This window comes from Streptomyces sp. NPDC045955 (assembly GCF_056430805.1).
Genome location: NZ_JBWKKY010000030.1, coordinates 15,718 through 33,885 on the forward strand (window position 1 = coordinate 15,718; position 18,168 = coordinate 33,885).

The 18,168-nt window shown below is 68.0% G+C and carries 13 protein-coding genes and 2 pseudogenes; 8 read left to right on the plus strand and 7 right to left on the minus strand.

Annotation, left to right across the window (positions count from 1 at the left end; translation table 11 throughout):
- Positions 1 to 81 precede the first annotated feature (81 nt).
- Positions 82 to 1,407, minus strand: coding sequence for an acyltransferase family protein (locus AC07F0_RS36750; protein WP_478984346.1), 1,326 nt, complete (start codon positions 1,405 to 1,407; stop codon positions 82 to 84).
- 338 nt (positions 1,408 to 1,745) lie between these two features.
- On the opposite strand from AC07F0_RS36750, the gene AC07F0_RS36755 reads away from it, so the two are divergent.
- Together AC07F0_RS36755 and ku are read left to right on the plus strand one after the other, a co-directional pair.
- Complete coding sequence (locus tag AC07F0_RS36755) at positions 1,746 to 2,129, plus strand: peptidase inhibitor family I36 protein (protein WP_478984348.1); 384 nt, start codon at positions 1,746 to 1,748, stop codon at positions 2,127 to 2,129.
- 171 nt (positions 2,130 to 2,300) lie between these two features.
- The gene (ku, locus tag AC07F0_RS36760; protein ID WP_478984350.1) at positions 2,301 to 3,218 is read left to right on the plus strand and encodes a non-homologous end joining protein Ku; all 918 of its coding nucleotides are present in this window, start codon (positions 2,301 to 2,303) and stop codon (positions 3,216 to 3,218) included.
- Here ku and AC07F0_RS36765 read toward each other — a convergent pair.
- Entirely contained in the window at positions 3,215 to 3,550 is a 336-nt protein-coding gene (locus AC07F0_RS36765; protein WP_478984351.1) for a DUF6233 domain-containing protein, read from the minus strand. The genes ku and AC07F0_RS36765 overlap by 4 nt on opposite strands.
- 465 nt (positions 3,551 to 4,015) lie before the next feature.
- Positions 4,016 to 4,696 (minus strand): restriction endonuclease, encoded by a 681-nt coding sequence (locus AC07F0_RS36770; RefSeq protein WP_478984449.1) that lies wholly within the window; start codon positions 4,694 to 4,696, stop codon positions 4,016 to 4,018.
- Positions 4,697 to 5,485: 789 nt separating this feature from the next.
- Between AC07F0_RS36770 and AC07F0_RS36775 the strand changes: the two are divergent.
- Positions 5,486 to 5,581: pseudogene (locus tag AC07F0_RS36775) on the plus strand (DUF6207 family protein); the annotation flags it as partial.
- A 142-nt stretch (positions 5,582 to 5,723) separates the two neighbouring features.
- On the opposite strand, the gene AC07F0_RS36780 reads toward AC07F0_RS36775, so the two are convergent.
- Entirely contained in the window at positions 5,724 to 6,605 is an 882-nt protein-coding gene (locus AC07F0_RS36780; RefSeq protein WP_478984353.1) for an NAD(P)-dependent oxidoreductase, read from the minus strand.
- A gap of 136 nt (positions 6,606 to 6,741) precedes the next feature.
- On the opposite strand from AC07F0_RS36780, the gene AC07F0_RS36785 reads away from it, so the two are divergent.
- Entirely contained in the window at positions 6,742 to 7,428 is a 687-nt protein-coding gene (locus AC07F0_RS36785; protein ID WP_478984354.1) for a DUF6207 family protein, read from the plus strand.
- A 749-nt stretch (positions 7,429 to 8,177) separates the two neighbouring features.
- Here the strand turns inward: AC07F0_RS36785 and AC07F0_RS36790 are convergent.
- Positions 8,178 to 8,506 (minus strand): annotated as a pseudogene (locus AC07F0_RS36790) (DUF5994 family protein); the annotation flags it as partial.
- A gap of 729 nt (positions 8,507 to 9,235) precedes the next feature.
- Here AC07F0_RS36790 and AC07F0_RS36795 point away from each other — a divergent pair.
- From AC07F0_RS36795 to AC07F0_RS36805, 3 genes are all read left to right on the plus strand, one after another.
- A complete protein-coding gene (locus AC07F0_RS36795) occupies positions 9,236 to 9,445 on the plus strand; it encodes a DUF6207 family protein (protein WP_478984355.1) in 210 nt (69 codons plus the stop codon).
- 403 nt (positions 9,446 to 9,848) lie between these two features.
- On the plus strand, positions 9,849 to 10,508 hold the full coding sequence (locus tag AC07F0_RS36800) for a PASTA domain-containing protein (RefSeq protein WP_478984356.1): 660 nt from the start codon (positions 9,849 to 9,851) through the stop codon (positions 10,506 to 10,508).
- 773 nt (positions 10,509 to 11,281) lie between these two features.
- The gene (locus AC07F0_RS36805; RefSeq protein WP_478984451.1) at positions 11,282 to 13,822 is read left to right on the plus strand and encodes a DUF6185 family protein; all 2,541 of its coding nucleotides are present in this window, start codon (positions 11,282 to 11,284) and stop codon (positions 13,820 to 13,822) included.
- A gap of 221 nt (positions 13,823 to 14,043) precedes the next feature.
- On the opposite strand, the gene AC07F0_RS36810 is transcribed toward AC07F0_RS36805, so the two are convergent.
- Together AC07F0_RS36810 and AC07F0_RS36815 are read right to left on the minus strand one after the other, a co-directional pair.
- A complete protein-coding gene (locus AC07F0_RS36810; RefSeq protein WP_478984358.1) occupies positions 14,044 to 15,192 on the minus strand; it encodes a ParB/RepB/Spo0J family partition protein in 1,149 nt (382 codons plus the stop codon).
- Positions 15,189 to 16,451 carry a ParA family protein gene (locus AC07F0_RS36815; protein ID WP_478984360.1) on the minus strand — a complete coding sequence of 421 codons (1,263 nt, stop codon included), beginning with the start codon at positions 16,449 to 16,451 and terminating at the stop codon, positions 15,189 to 15,191. The genes AC07F0_RS36810 and AC07F0_RS36815 overlap by 4 nt, the downstream gene beginning before the upstream one ends.
- Positions 16,452 to 17,112: 661 nt before the next feature.
- Between AC07F0_RS36815 and AC07F0_RS36820 the strand changes: the two genes are divergently transcribed.
- Entirely contained in the window at positions 17,113 to 17,979 is an 867-nt protein-coding gene (locus AC07F0_RS36820; RefSeq protein WP_478984362.1) for a YwqG family protein, read from the plus strand.
- The last annotated feature ends 189 nt before the right edge of the window (positions 17,980 to 18,168 follow it).

Below are 18,168 nucleotides of genomic sequence, written 5' to 3' on the forward strand. Positions count from 1 at the left end.
TCCCGTGCTCCAGGCCGGAACGCCGGGCGTCGGCGGAGCGCCTATCCGAGCACGTCTCGCCCCGGCTGGAACGGACTCGCGTCACGGCCGCCGAACGCGCCGTGCCACCCTTCGCCCCAACGCCTGCCCTGGCGCTTCGATGTACCGGTAGCTCAGTACGCACAAGGGCAGCAGCACGGCGTAGAAGGCCAACTCGAGCCAGGGCTTGTTCTCCTGCCAGCGGCCGATCGTTCCGTCGGTGACCGCCAGCAGGACCGGATGCACCAAGTAGACCGAGTAGCTGATCGTCCCGAGCCACGTCAGCCAGCGCGGTATCTGGCGCCGGCGACACGCCAGACCGACTCCGAACGTGAACACGGCCAGGAGAAACGACGCGATCCAGGCGCGCCGCGTGAAGTGGGGCCCGTCGCCGTAGCTGTAGGCCGCCCATACCGCGCAGGCGACGACGATGATCGCGGTGCAGGCTGCATACCTCCAGGTGCTCTGACCGCTCTCGGCCCGGTACACAGCGGTGCCCAAGAACATGACGGCAAGGATCACCAGCCCCTCCCACATGGGAACCGTGCTGTTGAAGGCGACCAGCACGAGCCCCAGCACTCCACCCAGCACGCCACCCGTCACCCGTAGCGCGGCTGATGTGCCGCTCGCACAGCAGATAGCGACCGCCATGGCGGTCGCGGCGACGGCTACCAGCGGGCCGGTTCCGACCTCGTCGCTGAGAGCGGACACAGGCAGTGCACTCGCCACGGTCACGCTGACAGCCGCCAGCGCCGCCAGGGTCACGGCGACCGGTGCCGACCGCTGATGACGTCTCAGCGAGAAGAGCGCCACCACCAGGAGGTAGAAGGCCATCTCGTACGAGAGGGTCCATAGGACAAGCAGGAGGTTGGGCGTTCCCAGCAACTCCTGGAGCAAGGTGACATGGGCGGCGGCCACCGTGGCGAAGCTTTGCCCGTCGAAGTCACGGATCTGGGCGAATCCCAGCGCGTTGGCGGCAAGCACCGCGGTGACGACAGCAGCCCATAGCGGGTAGATGCGAAAGATTCGCCCAATCCAGAATGTCCGGACGCATCCCCGCCGCTCAAGCGAGGCGGGAATGATGTAGCCACTCACGAGAAAGAACACCATGATGCCGTACCGGCTGGTGTTGAACTCAGGCATCAACTCGTGCCGGAACTCGGCCATGAAGGCGTATGACGAGTGGTCAAACACTACGACGAGTGCCGCGATGCCGCGCAGCGCGTCCAACCAGCCCAGCCTTGATAAACGGGCAGACGGCACGGGTGAGGGTGATCGCACCGATGCAGAGGGTGAAGACACCAGCGCAGGATCGACACCGTGGGGGGCTTCCATACCCACCTTCACGTTCGACGCATCGCCGGTGTTCAACGCAAGCCGATCATCCATGACTTGGGATGAGCCCGAAGCCCCAACCATGCTGTGGCAAGCCACCGCCGCAAACCCGAGTGGGGTACCCCGGCCGTGCAGGACACGATGCCTCGTGCCGCAGCACCGGCACCCGTAACCCCCACCTCCTGACCCACTTGCGGTGGGTTGGTCCCCCCACCCGGAGGGCATGACAACTCACCCAAGGCGGCCGTAGACAAGCCCTCGCGCTGTCGGGAGTGGCTTGCCCGGGTCAGCTGCGTCAGCGTCTAAGAGGTCGTCTCGATTGGAGGCGACCAGGCGCACCATGCCGTCCCGGCCCTCAGTAGCCAGTAGTTGTAGTGCGTGATCAAAACCTGATGCGTGCCGCGGCGATCGCCGCCCTGGCCCTCGCCCCGATGGCCGTTCCGGCCTCCGCCTCCAGCACCCCCAGCGCGGTGAAGGCAGCAATCGACTGCCCCTCCGGCTACGTGTGCATCTACCCAGAGATCAACTTCGGTGGCCAGCCCTGGGTGCGGCGTGCCGTGGACGGCAGCGTGAAGGACCTGCCCTCCGCGATCCGTGACCGCGGCAGCTCGATCCGCAACAACTCCGACCGCACCGCCCGCGTGTACGAGAAGCGCAACCACAGCGGCAGGCACGTGTGCGTCACCCGCAGCGGCGGCTCCATCCACGACCTGCGCGACTACAACCTCAACGACCAGACCCGCTCCCTGAAAATCAACCGCAACGACTGCGGCTGACCATCCCCCACCCACCGCACCAAGGCGTGCACTGGCGCCCAGGGCGGTAGCTCAGGTACCGAACGTGTGCGGTGTACTAACCCACGAGCCGCGGCTGGGCGCCCTTGCACGTGCGCGGCTGCAGTTGCCCTCATAGCCTGGTATTGCTCGGGGTAGCTCCGGAGGTCTGTCATGCCCCGAAACATCTGGAGCGGCGCGATCAGCTTCGGGTTGGTCACCGTGCCGATCTCCGTGGCCAGCGCTACCGAGGACCACTCGATCAGGTTCCACCAGTACCACCTTCAGGACATGGGCCGGGTGCGGGTGCGCAAGTACTGCGAGATCGAGGACCGTGAGGTCGACCAGGGCGAGATCGGCAAGGGCTACCAGCTGACCAAGGAACAAGTCATCCCGATCAGCGACGAGGAGCTGCGTGACCTGCCCTTGCCGACGGCGAAGGCGATCGAGATCGTCGCTTTCGTGCCGCTGGAGTCCGTCGACCCTCTGAAGATCGGCGAGGGCTACTACCTGGCGCCGAATGGACAGGTCGCCGCGAAGCCGTACAAGCTGCTGCGCATGGCCCTGGCCAGGAGCAGCAAGGTGGCCGTCGCGAAGTACGCCTGGTCCGGACGGGAGAGGCTGGGCCTGCTGCGGGTGCGGGACGACGTGATCGTTCTGCACGCGATGCGCTGGCCGGATGAGATCAGGTCGCCGGAGGAGCTGCTGCCGCCGCCGGTCGAGCTGAGTGAGGAGGAGATCGACGGCGCGCTCGCGCTCATGGACACCATGACCCGCGAAGATCTTGAGGGTGAGGAGTTCCAGGACACCTACACCGAGGCCCTCTCGCAGATCATCGAGGCCAAGCGGGAGCACCGCGAGCCGCCGAAGCTTCAGGAGCCGGAGTCGGAGCCGGGGCAGATAGTCGACCTGATGGCCGCCCTGAACGAGTCCGTGCAGAAAGCGCGGGCCTCGCGCGGCGAGGACGCCGACGTGCACGAGCTGCCGAAGAAGACGGCGAAGAAGCAGCCCGCCAAGAAGACGGCGGCGAAGAAGACCACGAAGAGGGCCGCGGCCAAGAAAACCTCCGGGCGCCGGCCGCGCAGCGCCTAGACCTCGATGCCGAGCACTGTGTCCGGCCTGCACTTCGCGCACGCCGGCACCTGATGGCGCAGTGCCTCGATCGCCTGAGCCCTGGTCGCCGGCCTCACCCGCTTGCCCGGGTCCCAGCACTCACCTGCGTGTACGGCGACGATGTTGGTGCGGTCCAGGCCTCGCTCGATCAGCCACTCGGGCGCAGGTGGGCGCCGTTGTTCGCCGACGCGCCGCGCAGCCTCGCGGGCCTCCTCGTCGGCAATCCACCTGCGGGTGCGGGCCAGGTCGCGCTCCTGCACGCGCTCCAGGAAACGGAGCAGCGCGAGTCGCGACACCCCTGGATCGTCCATACGTTCGATTCTATGATCGCGGCGCACCACAGCCCACCCCGCCCCCTTGGAGTAGGCATGAACCACGAGGAGGCCGCCCGCAAGCTGGGCGTCGACCCGGCCTCCCTCACCCCTGCCCCGGCTGCGGCCAGCCGTCCCGCACCAGCGGCGTCGTCCGCGACCGGGCCCACAGCCCGCGCTGGCTCGACCGATGCCGGAACTGCTTCCTCGCCACCCCGCCGACCCTGCGCCGGCCGCTCAGCCAGGCCATCACCGACATCCGGGAAGCAGCGGCCGAAGTGGGCCTGCGCGCGGTCCTCTACACCGACGAGGACGGCTGGCAGGACGAGCAGAGTGGATGACCCCAAGCGTTTTCACCTCACCCTGCTCGTCGGCGGCCGGATGCTGATGACCGGCTGGTGGGCCCAGGCTCGGCGGTCGAGCGGCAACCACCGGCCACAGGCCCGAGGCCAACAAGCCGCCGATTCAGCTCAGAGACGTTGGCCGCCTGGGAGGTGGAACAGCCCGCAGCAGTTCCCACAGCGGCCGTGAGCCCGACGCCCAGACGGCCAGCGTCTGGCGGTCCACCACGTGCAGCCGCTGCTGCTTGGCGAAGTCCACGGCCGGCGCGGTCACCCTGCCGTTCGTCACGATCACCGCGACGTCCGCCCCATGCACCGGCCGGGCCGTCCCGTTGAGCACCTGCAGATCCGGGGTGCCCACCGCAGAGCCGCGGGCGCCGTGGCGGCGGTGCTTGCACTGGATCACCCAGCGCCGCCCGAGCGGATCCGTGGCCGTCACATCTGCGCCCAGGTCACCGCCCCCGCCGACCCGCTGCGCGTCCCGGCAACCGTCCCGGCGCATCAGGTCCCGGACCGCCTCCTCGAACTTGGCGTGATGCAGCACGTCCAGGTCCGACAGCCCGTAGCGCAGGCCCTGCGCGCGGACGGCCTCCCAGCGGGCCTGCTGCTGCCGCTTGTAGAGCCAGCCGGCGCCCGCCAGCACGGCGAGCACCAGGGCGACGAGGAGCACCCACCAGTGAGCCAGCAGCCAGTTGACCACCATCACCACCAGGCCGATGACCGCCGTAGCCACCACAGCGAAGGCGATCAGCTGAGCGTCGCGCTGCTGTTTCCGCTTGCTCGGGCGCCGCGTACGCCGCCGCATGGGCGGCTGCCGGCGCGTCACCGGTTCTGCTCCGCCTGCGGGAACCGGACGGGGTAGGACACCGTGGGCCGCGGCTGCTGAATCCGGGGCGGCGGGGCGTCGTCGAACCGGATCGGGTACTGCACGGTCGACTGCGGCCGCGGAGCTGTATCTCCGCTTCCCGCCGTCGCGTTGCCGTTGCCTAACGCCACCACGGCTAACGCGAACCCGGCGAAGATCGTCACCTCTCGTCTGGCGCCCGGGGCCCACCGCGAGTGGCCCCTAACCGGAGTGCCATCAGAGCGCACATAGTCCCGTACCCAAGGCATACAAGCCTCCCCCTCGAAGCCACATGACCAGGACCGCCCATGGTGACAGCAGGCACTGACAACCGGTCCCACCAGCACCACACACGGTGATCAAGGAAGCCTCTAACCAGTCAGAGGTTGATCGAACAGCCGTGTCATTCAGGTCATATCCTGCGGTGAGGCGACCGGTGCTGGTCGCTCAGAACAGGACACGTGACGATGACGACTTCCGTGCCGCCGGTCACTGAGCCAGACCCCTCCGCGCTGACCTGCCCGGGGGACCAGGTCGGCCGTGCGCCACGTGCCAGCGCAAGACCCACAAGTACGGCCGCGGCGGCTGTCCCCTGTGCCAGTGGTGCATGGCCCCGGTGATGGAGCGGTGGGGCCCGGGCGTGCGCTACGTCAGCACGCGCGTCTAGCCGCGCGCCCGGCGGCGTACCCGGTCGGGTGAAGACACCCACGCGAGAGAACCTCGTCGGGCACCTGCCGCGTAGTGCCAGGCATGAGGCACATCAACGAGGCGCATGTCGCAGCGCCGGGGCTGGCTGTAGTCGAGGTCGCGGCCGCCGATGACGAGACCGCCTTCGCCATCCAGGAGCTGCTCGGCCCCCACCTGGAGGAGGCGTACTGGTTCGGCGAGGGCGTCCTGCCGAAGCTTCAGGCGCAGGGCCTGTGGCCCCACCCGTCCGCACCGCCCACTGACCGGGCGTGCACGCGCCCCCGCCGCTCGACGGTTCGGCTCATGCTCGGGCCTGCGTTCGGGCTTCCAGGGCACGCAGGACGGCCACCATGTCCTCGCCGCCGTGGCCCTGCGCCACGGTCTCGTCGAACAGGGCGTGGCAGACGTCGAGGAGGGGAGAGGCCAGGCCCGCCTTCCGAGCGGCGTCCGCGATCAGCCGGTTGTTCTTCAGCACGTCGGTCGCCGCTGCCTGGACGGCGAAGTCGCGGGCAAGCAGTTTCGGCGCCTTCACCCGGGAGACGGCGCTGGCCATCGGGCCCGCGTCCAGGACGTCCCGGAGCAGGCGTTGGTCGAGCCCGTGCCGGTCGGCGAAGTGGAACGCCTCGGTCAGACCGGTGACCAGTGTGATCAGGAAGAGGTTCACCGAGAACTTCATCAACAGGGCGTCGGGGACGGCACCGCAGCCGAACGCCTCGCGGCACATCGGGCCGAGCAGGGGACGTACGGCCGCCACGGCGGCGTCGTCGCCCGCCAGCATCGCCACCAGCTGCCCCTGCTCCGCCGGCCCGCGCGAACCGGAGACCGGAGCCTCGACGTATCTGCCGCCCACGGCCCGGATGTCGTCCTGCAGACTGCCCGAGTACTCCGGCGAGGTCGTGCCCATGTGAACGACGGTGTGTCCGGCGACGCGCGCGGCGAAGGCCGGGTTGCCGCGCCCAAGAACCGCGTCGACGGCGGTCTCGTCGGCCAGCATGAGGATCACCGTGCCGGCCCGGTCGAAGACCTCCGCGGGGCTCGCCGCGACCTCGGCTCCGGCCGCGTGCAGGGGCTCGCACCTGGACGGACTGCGGTTCCACACCACCAGCGGTGTCCCCGCGCGGGCGAGGTTGAGCGCCATGGGCTGCCCCATAACCCCGAGACCGACGAAACCCACGTACGCCACGATGCACACCGCCGTTTCCGCCGGATCCGAGGGCGAGCTGCCGCCGCCGTCTGACTATGACAGCGGTCATAGTAGCTCGCCTTATGACGGCGGTCATAGGGTGGGCTCCGGAAAGACCGAGGAGTGGGAGGCGGGAATGGCAGCGCCCGAACGGGGGCCACGCGAGCGGATGGTCTTCAGCGCGGCCCAGCTCATCCGGCGCGACGGCGTCGCCTCCACGGGGATGCGCGACGTCGCCGCCCACGCCCGGGCGCCGCGCGGTTCGCTGCAGCACTACTTCCCCGGCGGCAAGGAGCAGCTCGTCAACGAGGCGGTGGGCTGGGCCGGGCGGTACGCCGGCAACCGCGTCGCCCGCTTTCTGGCCGCGTTGCCCGAGCCGACGCCCAGCGGGCTGTTCGCCGAGATGGTGCGGCAGTGGACCGACGAGTACGAGACGGCCGGTTTCGCGGGCGGCTGCCCGGTCGCGGCCGCCACGGTGGACTGCGCGGAGTCCACCGTGTCCACGCGGGAGGCCGCGGCCGCCGCGTTCGCCACCTGGACCGGGCCGGTGGCCCGGGCCCTGACGGACATGGGCGTACCGGACGAGCGGGCCGACGCGCTCGCCACGCTCATGATCAGCGCCCTGGAAGGGGCGATCCTGATCGCCCGGGCCGAGCGGGACGTCCGCGCTCTGACGACCGTGGTCCGCGAACTCGGCCCCCTCCTCGACGCGGCGGTAGGCAGATGCGCCATCGCGCCGGCGGACCGTACGACTCGGGAGCCCGGCGAGCCCGGTGTACGGCTGCGCTGCTTCCTAGACCTGCGTCAGGAGCCCGACGCGTAGCGCTGCGGGCGGCGGCCACACCCCGGCTGACCAGCCGTGGTCGGAGTCATGGTCACGGCGGCAGCGTGGTCGGTCTACTCGGTGGTGTGGTCAGGGTCGGGGAGCTCCGGCGGGAAGTGCCGCTCCAGGATCTCCGCCCACCGGCGAAGCAGCGGCGCAGGATCTCGGTGACCGCCCGGGCGGTTTCGGGAGAGGCCGCGACAATGCGGACTTCTGCCCGCCCGCTCGACGGCAGGTCCTCGGTATCGGTCTTGATCGTTCCCAAGAGGGTGCAGTCTTTCGGCGAGGGAAGGTCTGTGCCATCAGGTGGGGTCCGTGCGGCCGACCGGGGCGGCGGCCGTGGGCGCCCGCCTACCTGCGCCGACGCCTACCGACGCCGGGCAAGGCGTCGCTTCAGTGGTGGGCGGCGATGCGTGCGTCGTGCTGCGCGTTGAGCACATGGATCACGCGCATGCCCAAGGCGATTGCGATGAGGAACGCCGCGACGACGATGGTCTCCATGCCTGTCACCCCTCGGTGTTCCCGGGCACGGGCCTGGCGCGCAGCCCGATGTGCCCATAGGGCGACATGCACGCCCCGCCCTCGGCTTCCCAGGTGTCTTCCCAGTCCCGGCTGTCGCGCATGCCGCGCTCGGTGGCGGCCTCGTTGGCCATCAGGACGCCCGCCTTGAGGACGCTCCCGGGGATCGCGGCCGCGGCCATCAGCCGGGCCGCAGCGGCGGGCTCGGTCTCCGGCGGGATCACCAAGAGGTCCCAGCGGCCGACGGTAAAGGAGAGCAGAATGAGCTTGTCCGCGTCCTGTTCGGTGAACCATCCGACGTTCACACTGCGGCCGTCCACTGACACCTTGCGGGGGATGACGGGCCAGCGGCTGGGGTTACGGTGACGCGGGTGATGCGGCCCCATGGTCCGTCGAGGGCGGCCGCCAGTGGCGGAAGCTCGGCGGTCAGGTGGCGGGTATAGGGCCACCAGGCGCCGTCGAGCTGGCCTGCGAGTGTGGTCTTCGGTGTGAGCGACAAACGCACCGGAAGCCCTGGGGCGAGGTCGCGCGGTGTGGTGCGGTCGAGGATCGTGGTCATGACGCGGACCTGCCCCCGGGATGCCCGTCGGCAGCCCGGTGTTCGTTGCTCGCCGGGAACGGTACCTGCGTGGAAGCTGGTGCTCGAAATGCTCCCGGTACTTTGACGCTACTCCTGCACGAGGGCCCCGAACCGTTTCGTCACCAGGCACTTTTTGGCGTACGGCCACAGGCCCCAGCGCGCCATCGCCACCTCGACACCGGCGGCACGCTGTTCATCGACCACCACGACCCCGCCATGGTCGACTGGCTCGCCAAGCGGCGACTCGACGCCTGATCCACCCTCCGCCCTTCAGGGCACCCGGCGAGCGTGGGCGGCCGGCCGCCAGACGCAAGACCATCCACGCCGCTGAGCAAGCCTCCGGCCATCGTTCGCCGCAGGCCATATCGCTCGCGGCGACAAGCCGGGCTGCCGGGACGGGGCATACCGCTCGCTCGATCTGGGGATAGCACCACACCTGTTGCACAAGCTACGGTCACGCATACTGGCGCTGAGCTGCACAAAGACTTCGCGCTTCACTGTCCACCACACGATCAGCCCCAGAGAACCCTCTGTGTCAGTGGTGCATGGCACCGGCCATGGAGAAGTGGGGCCCGGGCGTGCGGTACATCAACACACGCGCGTGACCGCTACGCGCACCCAGGTCGGCGCGATGCGGCTCCGAACTCGGTCGGGTGAACACTGCCGGATCGGAGAACCTCGGCGGTCATCCCGCGCGTAGTGCCCTTCATGAGACCGATCAACGAAGCGCATGTGGCAGAACCGGGCCTGGCCGTAGTGGAGATCGCGGCCGCCGATGATGAAACCGCGCTCGCGGTCCAGGAGCTGCTCGCCGCACGGTACGCCATCGCGCCGGCGGACCGCACGACTCGGGAGCCCGGCGAGCCCGGTGTACGGCTGCGCTGCTTCCTGGACCTGCGTCAGGAGCCCGACGCGTAGCGCTGCGGGCGGCCGGCCATGCTCCGCTTACCAGCCGTCGTCGGCTTCATGGTCGGGGCTGGCGTCGGCAGCGTGTAGTCGGTCTACCTGGTTGTCTGCTCGGGGTCGGGCAGCTCCGGCCGGATCCGCCGAGGTGCGGCTGGACGGGGTGGGACCAGAAACTCCGCCACGTCAGAAACCTTCTGCGACGCCCTTAGTTCGATCGGCACCACCCTCCCGCGACTGACCCTCCGGCCAGTTCTGTCTCCGCCTCCATCAGGTTGTGATCCCTGGCGCGTGAGCATCGACCGGGCTGAGGTTTATCATGAAATCGAACATTTTGCCTAGAAATGCCCTATGCGTCTCACAGTCCCTAACGTCACTCAAGCTGGCCTCTCGCCAACGCACGCCCCTTGGGGGGATCATGCAAACCCGCGTAGGCACCACACTCGCCGCGGTCTGCCTCACTGCACTGGCCAGCCTCACCGCGTGTGGAGGCAACGGCACCAGCCAGGACAGCACTCCTGCCGACAAGCCCGCTACTACGCAGAACAACACCCCGACTGACAGGCCCACGGCTACCCGCGACACCACGACCGACGCTGCGACCGCTTCCCTTCCGGACATGATCGGTAAAGGGCTGCAGTCCGCACAGGACCAGGCACAAGATGCAGGCTTCTACAACCTGGCCTCGCACGACTCCCTCGGCCGCGGCCGAAACCAGATCTTGGACCGCGAATGGAAGGTCTGCTCCCAGACCCCGAAAGCTGGGGAGCACCCCACCGACACCAAGGTCGACTTCGCCGTAGTCAAGCTCGAAGAGACCTGCCCCGCCGTAGACCAGGGCGCCAAGACCGAGGCCCCCGGATCGACGATGCCCGACTTCAAGGGCAAGTCCGTCAAGGTCGCCCGCGAAGCCCTTGATCCCAGCACCAGCATCACCGTCAACGACGCCTCCGGACAAGGCCGCATCATCGTCATCGAGTCCAACTGGAAGGTCTGCTCCCAGAACCCCGCCGCGGGCACCAAGCTCGAAGGCCAGCCCGTGACGCTCAACGCGGTGAAGTTCGAAGAGTCTTGCTGATGCCCTGCAGGATGGCGCTGGAGATGACGATTACTCAGCACGATCCTTCATCGACCTGAATCCGCCAGCCGGAACCACTCCACGCGGTGGCTTGATTAGTGATCGTTGACAGCAAAACGCTTCTGCCCGGCTGGATTTCCGGCCTTGACCGGCCGAAGCCACATGACCAAGGCCGCCTATGGTGACAGCAGGCACTGACAACCGGTCCGCACTGCACCACACACGGTGATCAAGAGAGGCCTGGACAGGACGTTGCCGGTGCCGCGCTCGGGTCACAGCACTCGAACGGCGGCCGACCGCGGTGAAAGGCATCGTGCGTGACCTGGACGCTCCCACAGACATGTTGGTGCTGTTTGGGATCGGATGCGGAGGCGGATCTGCAACTGGCCAGGCGGCATGCCACGGAACTCATGCCGGAGGGGCCGGACCGCGAAGGTCCGGCCCCTCCGGCATGAGAATCCCGGGTCACGGGCGGCGATCGACGCTTGTATGGCTCGCTCAGCGTTAGGAATTGCGAGCTTCGCTGCGAGTACGCACCCCCCTCAGCATGCGAGCTCATCAGTCCGAGCACTGGGACGTGATCCAGGACATGCCGGAGACGTCGGCGAACGACAACGCAATGTTCTGAACGGCGTTCCGTGGGTCATGAATTGAGACAAGTCGTCGGAGGGACGTGTCTGTTGAGAAGCCGTGCGGTCGCGTGGGTTCTGGTGGTCATAGCCGGCCTGATCTGCACGCTGGTCACTCCGAGGCCCGCGCGAGCGGCGGAGCCGGTGGCCGATGGCGAGTGCCGGAGCGCCAGGTTGGCGGGGGCCGAGGTACGTACCTCGGTGCGGTTGGAGCACGACGACACGACGTACACCAAGATCGTCACCGAGCTGACGGTCGAACTTCCCAGCACGTGGCCGCCGGCGCGGGATCTGCTGCTCAGCGAGGACAGCCGGTCGTACGCGGCGGCCATGGCCTGTCTCACCGACGCCGAACGGGACGACCCGAACTGGCACGAACAGCGGACTGGGAACCCGGCCGTCACCTCCAAGGACGGGCGGGTCCATGTCGTCTACGTGGCGCACGGCTGGGTCGATGACCACCAGGGTTACACAGCCGTGGGGCTGTGGCGGGTCGCGCCCACCGGTGTGGACGAGTGGAAGGTGTCGTTGGCTCCGCCGGACGCCTTGCTGGGCGCTTGGTGGGACGAGATCACCGTGGATCCCGGGCGGCCCGGCGTCGAACGGGCGGAGCCCCAGCCAAGAGCGGGCGACGGGCCCACGGCCCTGGTGTGGCGGCCGGGGAAGGTGGACCAAAAGCGGCTGACGGCGGACGGGCTGCCCGAGCAACTGGCCGTGACCGCCGTGCTCCGGCCGCCCTGGCAACGTTCTTGGGCGGTGTGGAACGGCCATCTGACCGCCGTGGGGTTGGACTTTCTCGGCGCCGTGCTGTGGGCCTCCACTATGGGGGTCCTGCTGCTGACGGCGGCCCGGCGCTATCGACGGCACCTCGGCGCACCGAACTCTCCCTACGGGCCTCTGGGCAACCTCAGGACATGGGCCATAGCTGCTGTCGCCCTGTACGGGCTCGCCGTCGCGGACGGCCTGACAGAAGTGATCGTGCACCATGTGGTCGGCCAGCCGGACTTTGGCCTGCAACTCGTCGCCGAGCACACGGTTGCGTTGGCGTCCGTCGTCGTTCTGTTCGCCTTCGCCCGTCCGTCACGTCGGGTGTGGCTGTCGGCTGGTTCCGTGGCGTTATTGCCGCTTGCTGCGATCGGCTTCTACGCCGTTGACACGGCAACAGGAGTGAGCAAGGCCGTCGCCACGGACGGCTACGCCGGCCTGGAGTGGGCGATCGCCCGGCATGTCGCGGTTTCCTTCAGCCTCATCGCTCTCCTCATGCTGGCCTTCGCCGCGGCGGCCTGGCGGCTGGCCGCCGATGGGCAGTTGCTGCCGAAGAGCCGCCGTTTCCCTGGCCGGGACCGGCGGTTCCGGCTTCGTGTCGCCGCGCCGGCGGTCCTCGCGATCGCGCTTGCGATGGCCGTGTGCTTCGCGCTGGTGGAGGAACGCAACTGGCAGGGGGCCAGCTGGCTGATGGACCGGGCGGATCACGAGTTCGGCGTGGAGCACCGGCTGGACTTCGTCTGGGAGGCGATGTGGTCCGTCTCGTACGTCGAGGAGTTGTTGCTGATCGACCACGCCTGGTGGCTGACAGGCCTGGCTGTGATCGCCGTGCTCCACACCCGGCACCACTCCGCCGGAGTTTCCCCATTGGACCACCCGGCGGACCAAATCGCCTTCCTCGCCTTCTTCCCCCTCGTCGTCGGCCTGGACACCCAGAACCACATCGACAACGCGCTGCTGGAGTTCCTGTGGATCCCCCTCTACATGCTTGCCCTCTACGGGGTCACGGCGCTCCTCGCCCACCGTTCGGTCCTGGCCCAGCCCTTCGAAGTCTCCGGACGGCCGCTGTGGACGGCAGCCGGGCCGGTCGCACGTAGGCGGCTGCTGGCCAAGGCTCGTTCCTACCGTGAAATCCACGCCGAGCTGCGCCGTCTTGACCAGGGACTCTTCGGTGACGTACCGCCCAAACGCGACGCCCTCGAACGGCGGCTGAGCAGGCTGCACAACTGGCGGGTGAACAGCGCGCCCGGTGCCACCCCCGACCGGTTGCCCGCCAAGGTATCCGTGGTGGACGCCGTGCTGGCGCTGGGGCCGCGGGACGACTGGTGGGCCAACGGTGTCTGCGGTGCCCGCTTCGCGCTCGTGCCCGGGATCCCGGCCGCCGTCCTCAACACCTGGTCCCAGTGGGTACGGGGCGAGGGCTGGCAGAACACCCTCGCCGATCTGCTCGGCTTCGCCGGTCTGCTGACCACGTTCGTCTCCTGGACGGCCACGTTCGCCGGGGCTGGCTTCGTCCTCGGCGCGCTGTGGCGCGTGCTGCCCGGGCGGCGCGGAGCGGCCAAGGCGCTCCCTGTCGCCGTGGCCTTCGCGCTGCCCGTGGGGCTCGACGCCCTCGTGGTCGGGTTGCTAGATGAGAGCTCTGCCAACGTGGCGCTGTACGTATCGACGATGCTCTTCGTGCTCACCGTCACCGCGATCGAGCTGGACCTGGACACCTTCTCCGGTGAACGGCGTTACTGGCAGAGCCGGTTGGGGCTACTGCTGTCCATCTACCAGATGCGGTACTACTCCCTCCAGCTCGCGTATCTCATCGGCCAGGTCATCGCCATCATCACCATCTGGCAGTTCTTCGCAGAGCCGGACGCCCTACCGTCGCACGGGGGGACGCCGCCGAAGGGGAACGAAGGAGCGGGAGGCTGAGGTCCGTACGTGTTCGTCTTCCGGAGCCGGGGCGGCGGAGCCGCGGGATTGCAGGGCCGCGTACTCGTGCGTCGGCGACACCTACGCCCTTGGGGAAGCACCGGCGTCGGCCACGGTCCGGCGCCTACACATCCAGCTCTCGGGAAACACGCCCCGTTGGTACGCAGACGGCCCCACCCTTTGGAGGGTGGGGCCGTCTGCGTACCAACGGGGCAGGTGAGTCAGCCAGCGCGTGCGGCTGCTTGCTCAGCGAGGGATCGCGCCAGCTGACCAGCCCGCGCTGGGTCCCTGTCGAGTGCTTTGCTGTTCAGTAGTTCCAGGAGCGTGAAGAAGGCGTCGTCGTTTTCCACCCTCACGTCTAGCAGCAACGCGAGTTCGCCGGGCCTGTCGAACGGCACTCGGCGTGCCTGCTGTTCCAGGCTCGCGTTCTTGTCCTTCGGTGAGGAGGAGTCGGCACGAGGCTCGGGGATCGCGTCTGGTGTTGCCGAGCTCGTCGACGGCTCCCCGCCTGGCGTCGGCTCCTCGTTCGGGCTGTTGGTTGTCGAGCCCTCTTCCGTAGAGCCGGTGATTACGCCGTAATCACCGGCAGGCTTGTCCAGCGTTTCGTCTTTGCCATCAGCTGATGCCCTGTGCGTCGCACGGCGGTTGGATGTGCGAGCCGCCTCCTTGGCCGTGCGTTCCTCTTTGAGCTCTTCCAGGGCGGCTTTCTGCTGTTCAGCGGGCTTGTTGCCGACGGCGCGCAGCAGATCGATGGGCTCGTCGCCGATGAGCGCTTGGAGTTCCGGGGTCAGGTTGAGCAGGGCGAGGCGCTGGGAGACCCAGCCCTGGGAGCGGTGGAGCCGTTTGGCGAGGGCTCGCTGGCTGCCGTGGATTTCCAGGAGGCGCTGGAGGGCTCGGGCTTCGTCAAGTTCTTCGAGGTCTTGGCGGTGGATGTTGGCGACGAGGGCGGATTCGAGGAGTTCTTCGGGGGTGGAGCCCTGGTCGTCGCTGACCATGACTTTGAGCGTGTCTAGGCCGGCCTCGCGAGCTGCGGCGAGGCGGCTGCTGCCGTCCACGACGATGTGGGTGGTGTCCGGTTCGAGGTCGGCTTCGCGGTCCGGGTTGGCCTTGACGTAGGCGTCGCGGTTCATGACCGTGATGGCCTGCTTCTGGCCGTGGGTTTTCAGGCTGCCTGCGAGGTCGGTGAGGTCCCCGAGGGTGGAGCGGGGGTTGTCGGGGTTGAGGCTGATCCGGTGGACGGGGAGTTCTGTGGGCGGGGCGATTCCCTCGGTGGGGACGCCTGTGGCGGCAGCGACGGCTTGGCGGCGGGCGCTGACCGTGCGCACTCCCCCGCCGAACCGGCCGGATCCGAGCTGGTCGGCCTTGCTCACGAGACCTCCCTTGCCAGGGCCCGCATGCCGACGGCCTGCTGTGATTTGGGGGCGTAGGAGAGCAGAGGTTTCTTCACGCGGACTGCTTCCTTCTGCTCTTTGAGATCGCCGATGAGTCCCACGACCCTTGGATCCTTTATGTCCACCCATCCTTGGAGCGAGGAGGTGGCGATGTATCCGCGGCGGGAGTCGTAGAGGTTGACGACGATGCCGAGGTAGTCGATGTCGACTTGGAGGTCGCCGCGCAGGTCGTCGATCTGAGTGGTGAGGAGTTCGTAGGCGTCCGCGGAGCTGTCCTCGGCCTGGACGACGATGAGCGCTCCGGACTGTCCGGGCTTTTCGCCGTCGCGTCGGCGGCCGTAGTAGGCGGCGGCGTCCATGCTGAGGCCAAGGCTGGGTGGGCAGTCGACGATGATGACGTCGTAGTCGGCTTCGAGTGGGGAAAGGGCCCGCTCGAGCGCGGCTTCCCGGGCCCTGACGGCGGATAGCCGTACGTCGAGTAGGAAGGCGTCGTTGCAGGCGGGCAGGAGGTGGAGGCGGCCGCCGAAGGTGTCGTCGTCGACGGAGACGATGAGGTCGCGCAGGTCGCCCTTGGGGTCGCCGGCCATGTGGTTGGTGAGGCTGTCGCCGTTCAGCGGCAGCGGGCTGGCGCCCAACTGGTTGGTGAGGTGGCACTGCGGGTCGAAGTCGACGAGGAGTACCCGCAGGCCCAATCCGGGCAGGTTCTCGATGTCGAGCGGGTCTGATCCCGCTTCGGGGGTGTCATGTGTCTCGCTCGCGCGCAGCGCCTTGGTGAGGGCTTTGGCGACGCGTACTGGGTGCAGCCTGTTGGAATCTTCGGCCAGCGCCTCGCCAAGTCCGGCGGTGACAGCGGTCTTGCCGACTCCGCCCTTCTGGTTGCAGACGATGACTCGGCGTGTGATCGCGGGTCGCTCGATGTCTGGGGCTGGGTTGGCGTCGAGCCACAACTGGACGGACTGGGCCAGGCCCTGGATCAGGGAGACACCCCGGTCGGCTGCGATCTGCCGGAACTCCTCCCACTGCCCGGGGGGCAGGAAGGTGGAAAAGGAGTCAGCGCCGGCGGTGTCGACGGTGTCTGGGGTGGAGGCGAGGCTGCACCAGTCGGTGATGCCTTGTTCGACGGCGGCCTGGATCTCGATGCCGTGCTGGGCGGCTCTGATTTTGAGGTTCTGCCGGAGCCATCCCGGCAGCTTGGAGACGACCTTCTCGCGGTCGCTGGAGGTGGCTGGCGAACTCATGGAGGACACCATACTAACGTCGTAGATCATCTACACCATTGACACGTTAGTTAGACCAACTTGATGAGCTGCAAGCACTCCCCCAGCTGATTACGCCGTAATCACTCGACCGAGAAGCTGAACAAGTAGCAGCGCACGCCAGCAGTTAGCACAGCAGTATGACCTCCGACTGACACCCGCGACTCGCCTGGCAAGACCTGAACCACGCAAAGGCGCATACTCCCCCAGCGGTTCACAGCGCTCGCAGCGTTTGTCCTAACCGGGTACTGCGGCTTCAAGGCACGCACGTCACGCTCCCGCCTTCACCCTGGGCGGCAATGCTGGTGGCCATGGCGGGGGCGCCCGCGTCGTGTCTCGCGGTTACAGGGCGGCAACGGGCACGGCCGCCGACGTCAATTCAGACATCGCCACCCGACTCGGACATGAGGCGCTGGGGCAACGGCCGTCCGGAGCCCGTGTTGACGGCCCCCACCAGGACAGGCCGACAACACGGCGGGCGGCTTGGGAGTGAGTTGCACGCCTAGCGGGCGGCAAGGGCGGTCGGTCCGCTGGTGGAGAAGTGCATGCACTCACAAGGCAATGCCCGTTCCACGACCGCTGTGAGCGTCAGATCGCGTGGTGACGGAGGCGCCTGTCAGCGGCGTCTTGCATGATCAGGCGCATGATTCATGGATCTCCAGAAGCTCTGCGCTCTCTCGCTTCCGAGCACCTGCCTCCCGACATAGCCGAGAGGTGGTTGGAGCTGTTGCGACCGTCTGTACGACTGGGTGTAGCTACGGGCCCGGACAGTGCGGCCGGCCATCTCGGCGGTCGGGCGAAGCTTGCGACCGGTGTGGACTGGCCCGTGTGGGAGGGACACGGGCCCCTCTCGTTCATTGCATCGATCGATTGCGCGGCGCTTCCCGCCCAGACACTGGATATCGACCTGCCAAAGTCCGGATCTCTCTTGTTCTTCTACTTCGACGGTCAACTCGATGACGGCGATGCTCTCGTGCTGGCAGAGGACCGGGACCGCTGGGCCGGCGCTCGCGTGCTCTACGTACCGGAAGGCGCAGATGCGCCGGATCGGGAAACGCCGGGGGAGCTCCAGCCCTATCCGCTGGTGCCGCTGACAGCGCGGGTGGAGATGACGGCGCCTGAGCCCTGGCATCCGCGTATCCGGGAGACCTTCGCGCCGGGTGCTCCGCTGGGGCAGCGCTACGACCATCCCGTATGCGCTCAGGAGTTCCTCGACGCGCTGTGGGAGTTCGACGACACAGTGGGCCATCAAGTCGGCGGCTATGCGCACCCGGTGCAGAACCCGGTGGAGATGGAGATCGCAGAAGCTGTGCTGGAAGGGAGGGTGTCCTGGGAGGATCCCCGGCTGTCGGACGAGGCGGGCAGCTGGGTGCTGCTGGCGCAGTTCGACAGTGAGGATGCCGCGGGCATGATGTGGGGTGACTACGGTGCGCTGTACTGGCTGATCCGTCCGCAGGACCTGGCCGATCGGCGCTTTGACCGGGCGATGTTCACCTGGCAATGCAGCTGATGTCCGCAAACACCACCCCTGAGTGCTCGGCAGCCGTCCTGCCCGGCCCTTGTCTTGGACAACGTCGGGTCGACCACCAATCGCTGATGCGCCGTGGGCAGGGGCTGCAGCAGCTGCCATATCGATTCGTTGGTCAGACCAAATTGAGTGGACTGTTCGACCCGGGTTGATTACGACGTAATCACCTGC

Coding starts and splice junctions, on each gene's coding strand:
- AC07F0_RS36800 (WP_478984356.1), top strand. CDS start 9,849: ATGCAAACCCGCGTAGGCACCACACTCGCCGCGGTCTGCCTCACTGCA.
- AC07F0_RS36795 (WP_478984355.1), top strand. CDS start 9,236: ATGAGACCGATCAACGAAGCGCATGTGGCAGAACCGGGCCTGGCCGTA.
- AC07F0_RS36785 (WP_478984354.1), top strand. CDS start 6,742: ATGGCAGCGCCCGAACGGGGGCCACGCGAGCGGATGGTCTTCAGCGCG.
- AC07F0_RS36765 (WP_478984351.1), bottom strand. CDS start 3,550: ATGGACGATCCAGGGGTGTCGCGACTCGCGCTGCTCCGTTTCCTGGAG.
- AC07F0_RS36815 (WP_478984360.1), bottom strand. CDS start 16,451: ATGAGTTCGCCAGCCACCTCCAGCGACCGCGAGAAGGTCGTCTCCAAG.
- AC07F0_RS36820 (WP_478984362.1), top strand. CDS start 17,113: ATGATTCATGGATCTCCAGAAGCTCTGCGCTCTCTCGCTTCCGAGCAC.
- AC07F0_RS36755 (WP_478984348.1), top strand. CDS start 1,746: ATGCGTGCCGCGGCGATCGCCGCCCTGGCCCTCGCCCCGATGGCCGTT.
- AC07F0_RS36750 (WP_478984346.1), bottom strand. CDS start 1,407: ATGGATGATCGGCTTGCGTTGAACACCGGCGATGCGTCGAACGTGAAG.
- ku (WP_478984350.1), top strand. CDS start 2,301: ATGCCCCGAAACATCTGGAGCGGCGCGATCAGCTTCGGGTTGGTCACC.
- AC07F0_RS36770 (WP_478984449.1), bottom strand. CDS start 4,696: ATGCGGCGGCGTACGCGGCGCCCGAGCAAGCGGAAACAGCAGCGCGAC.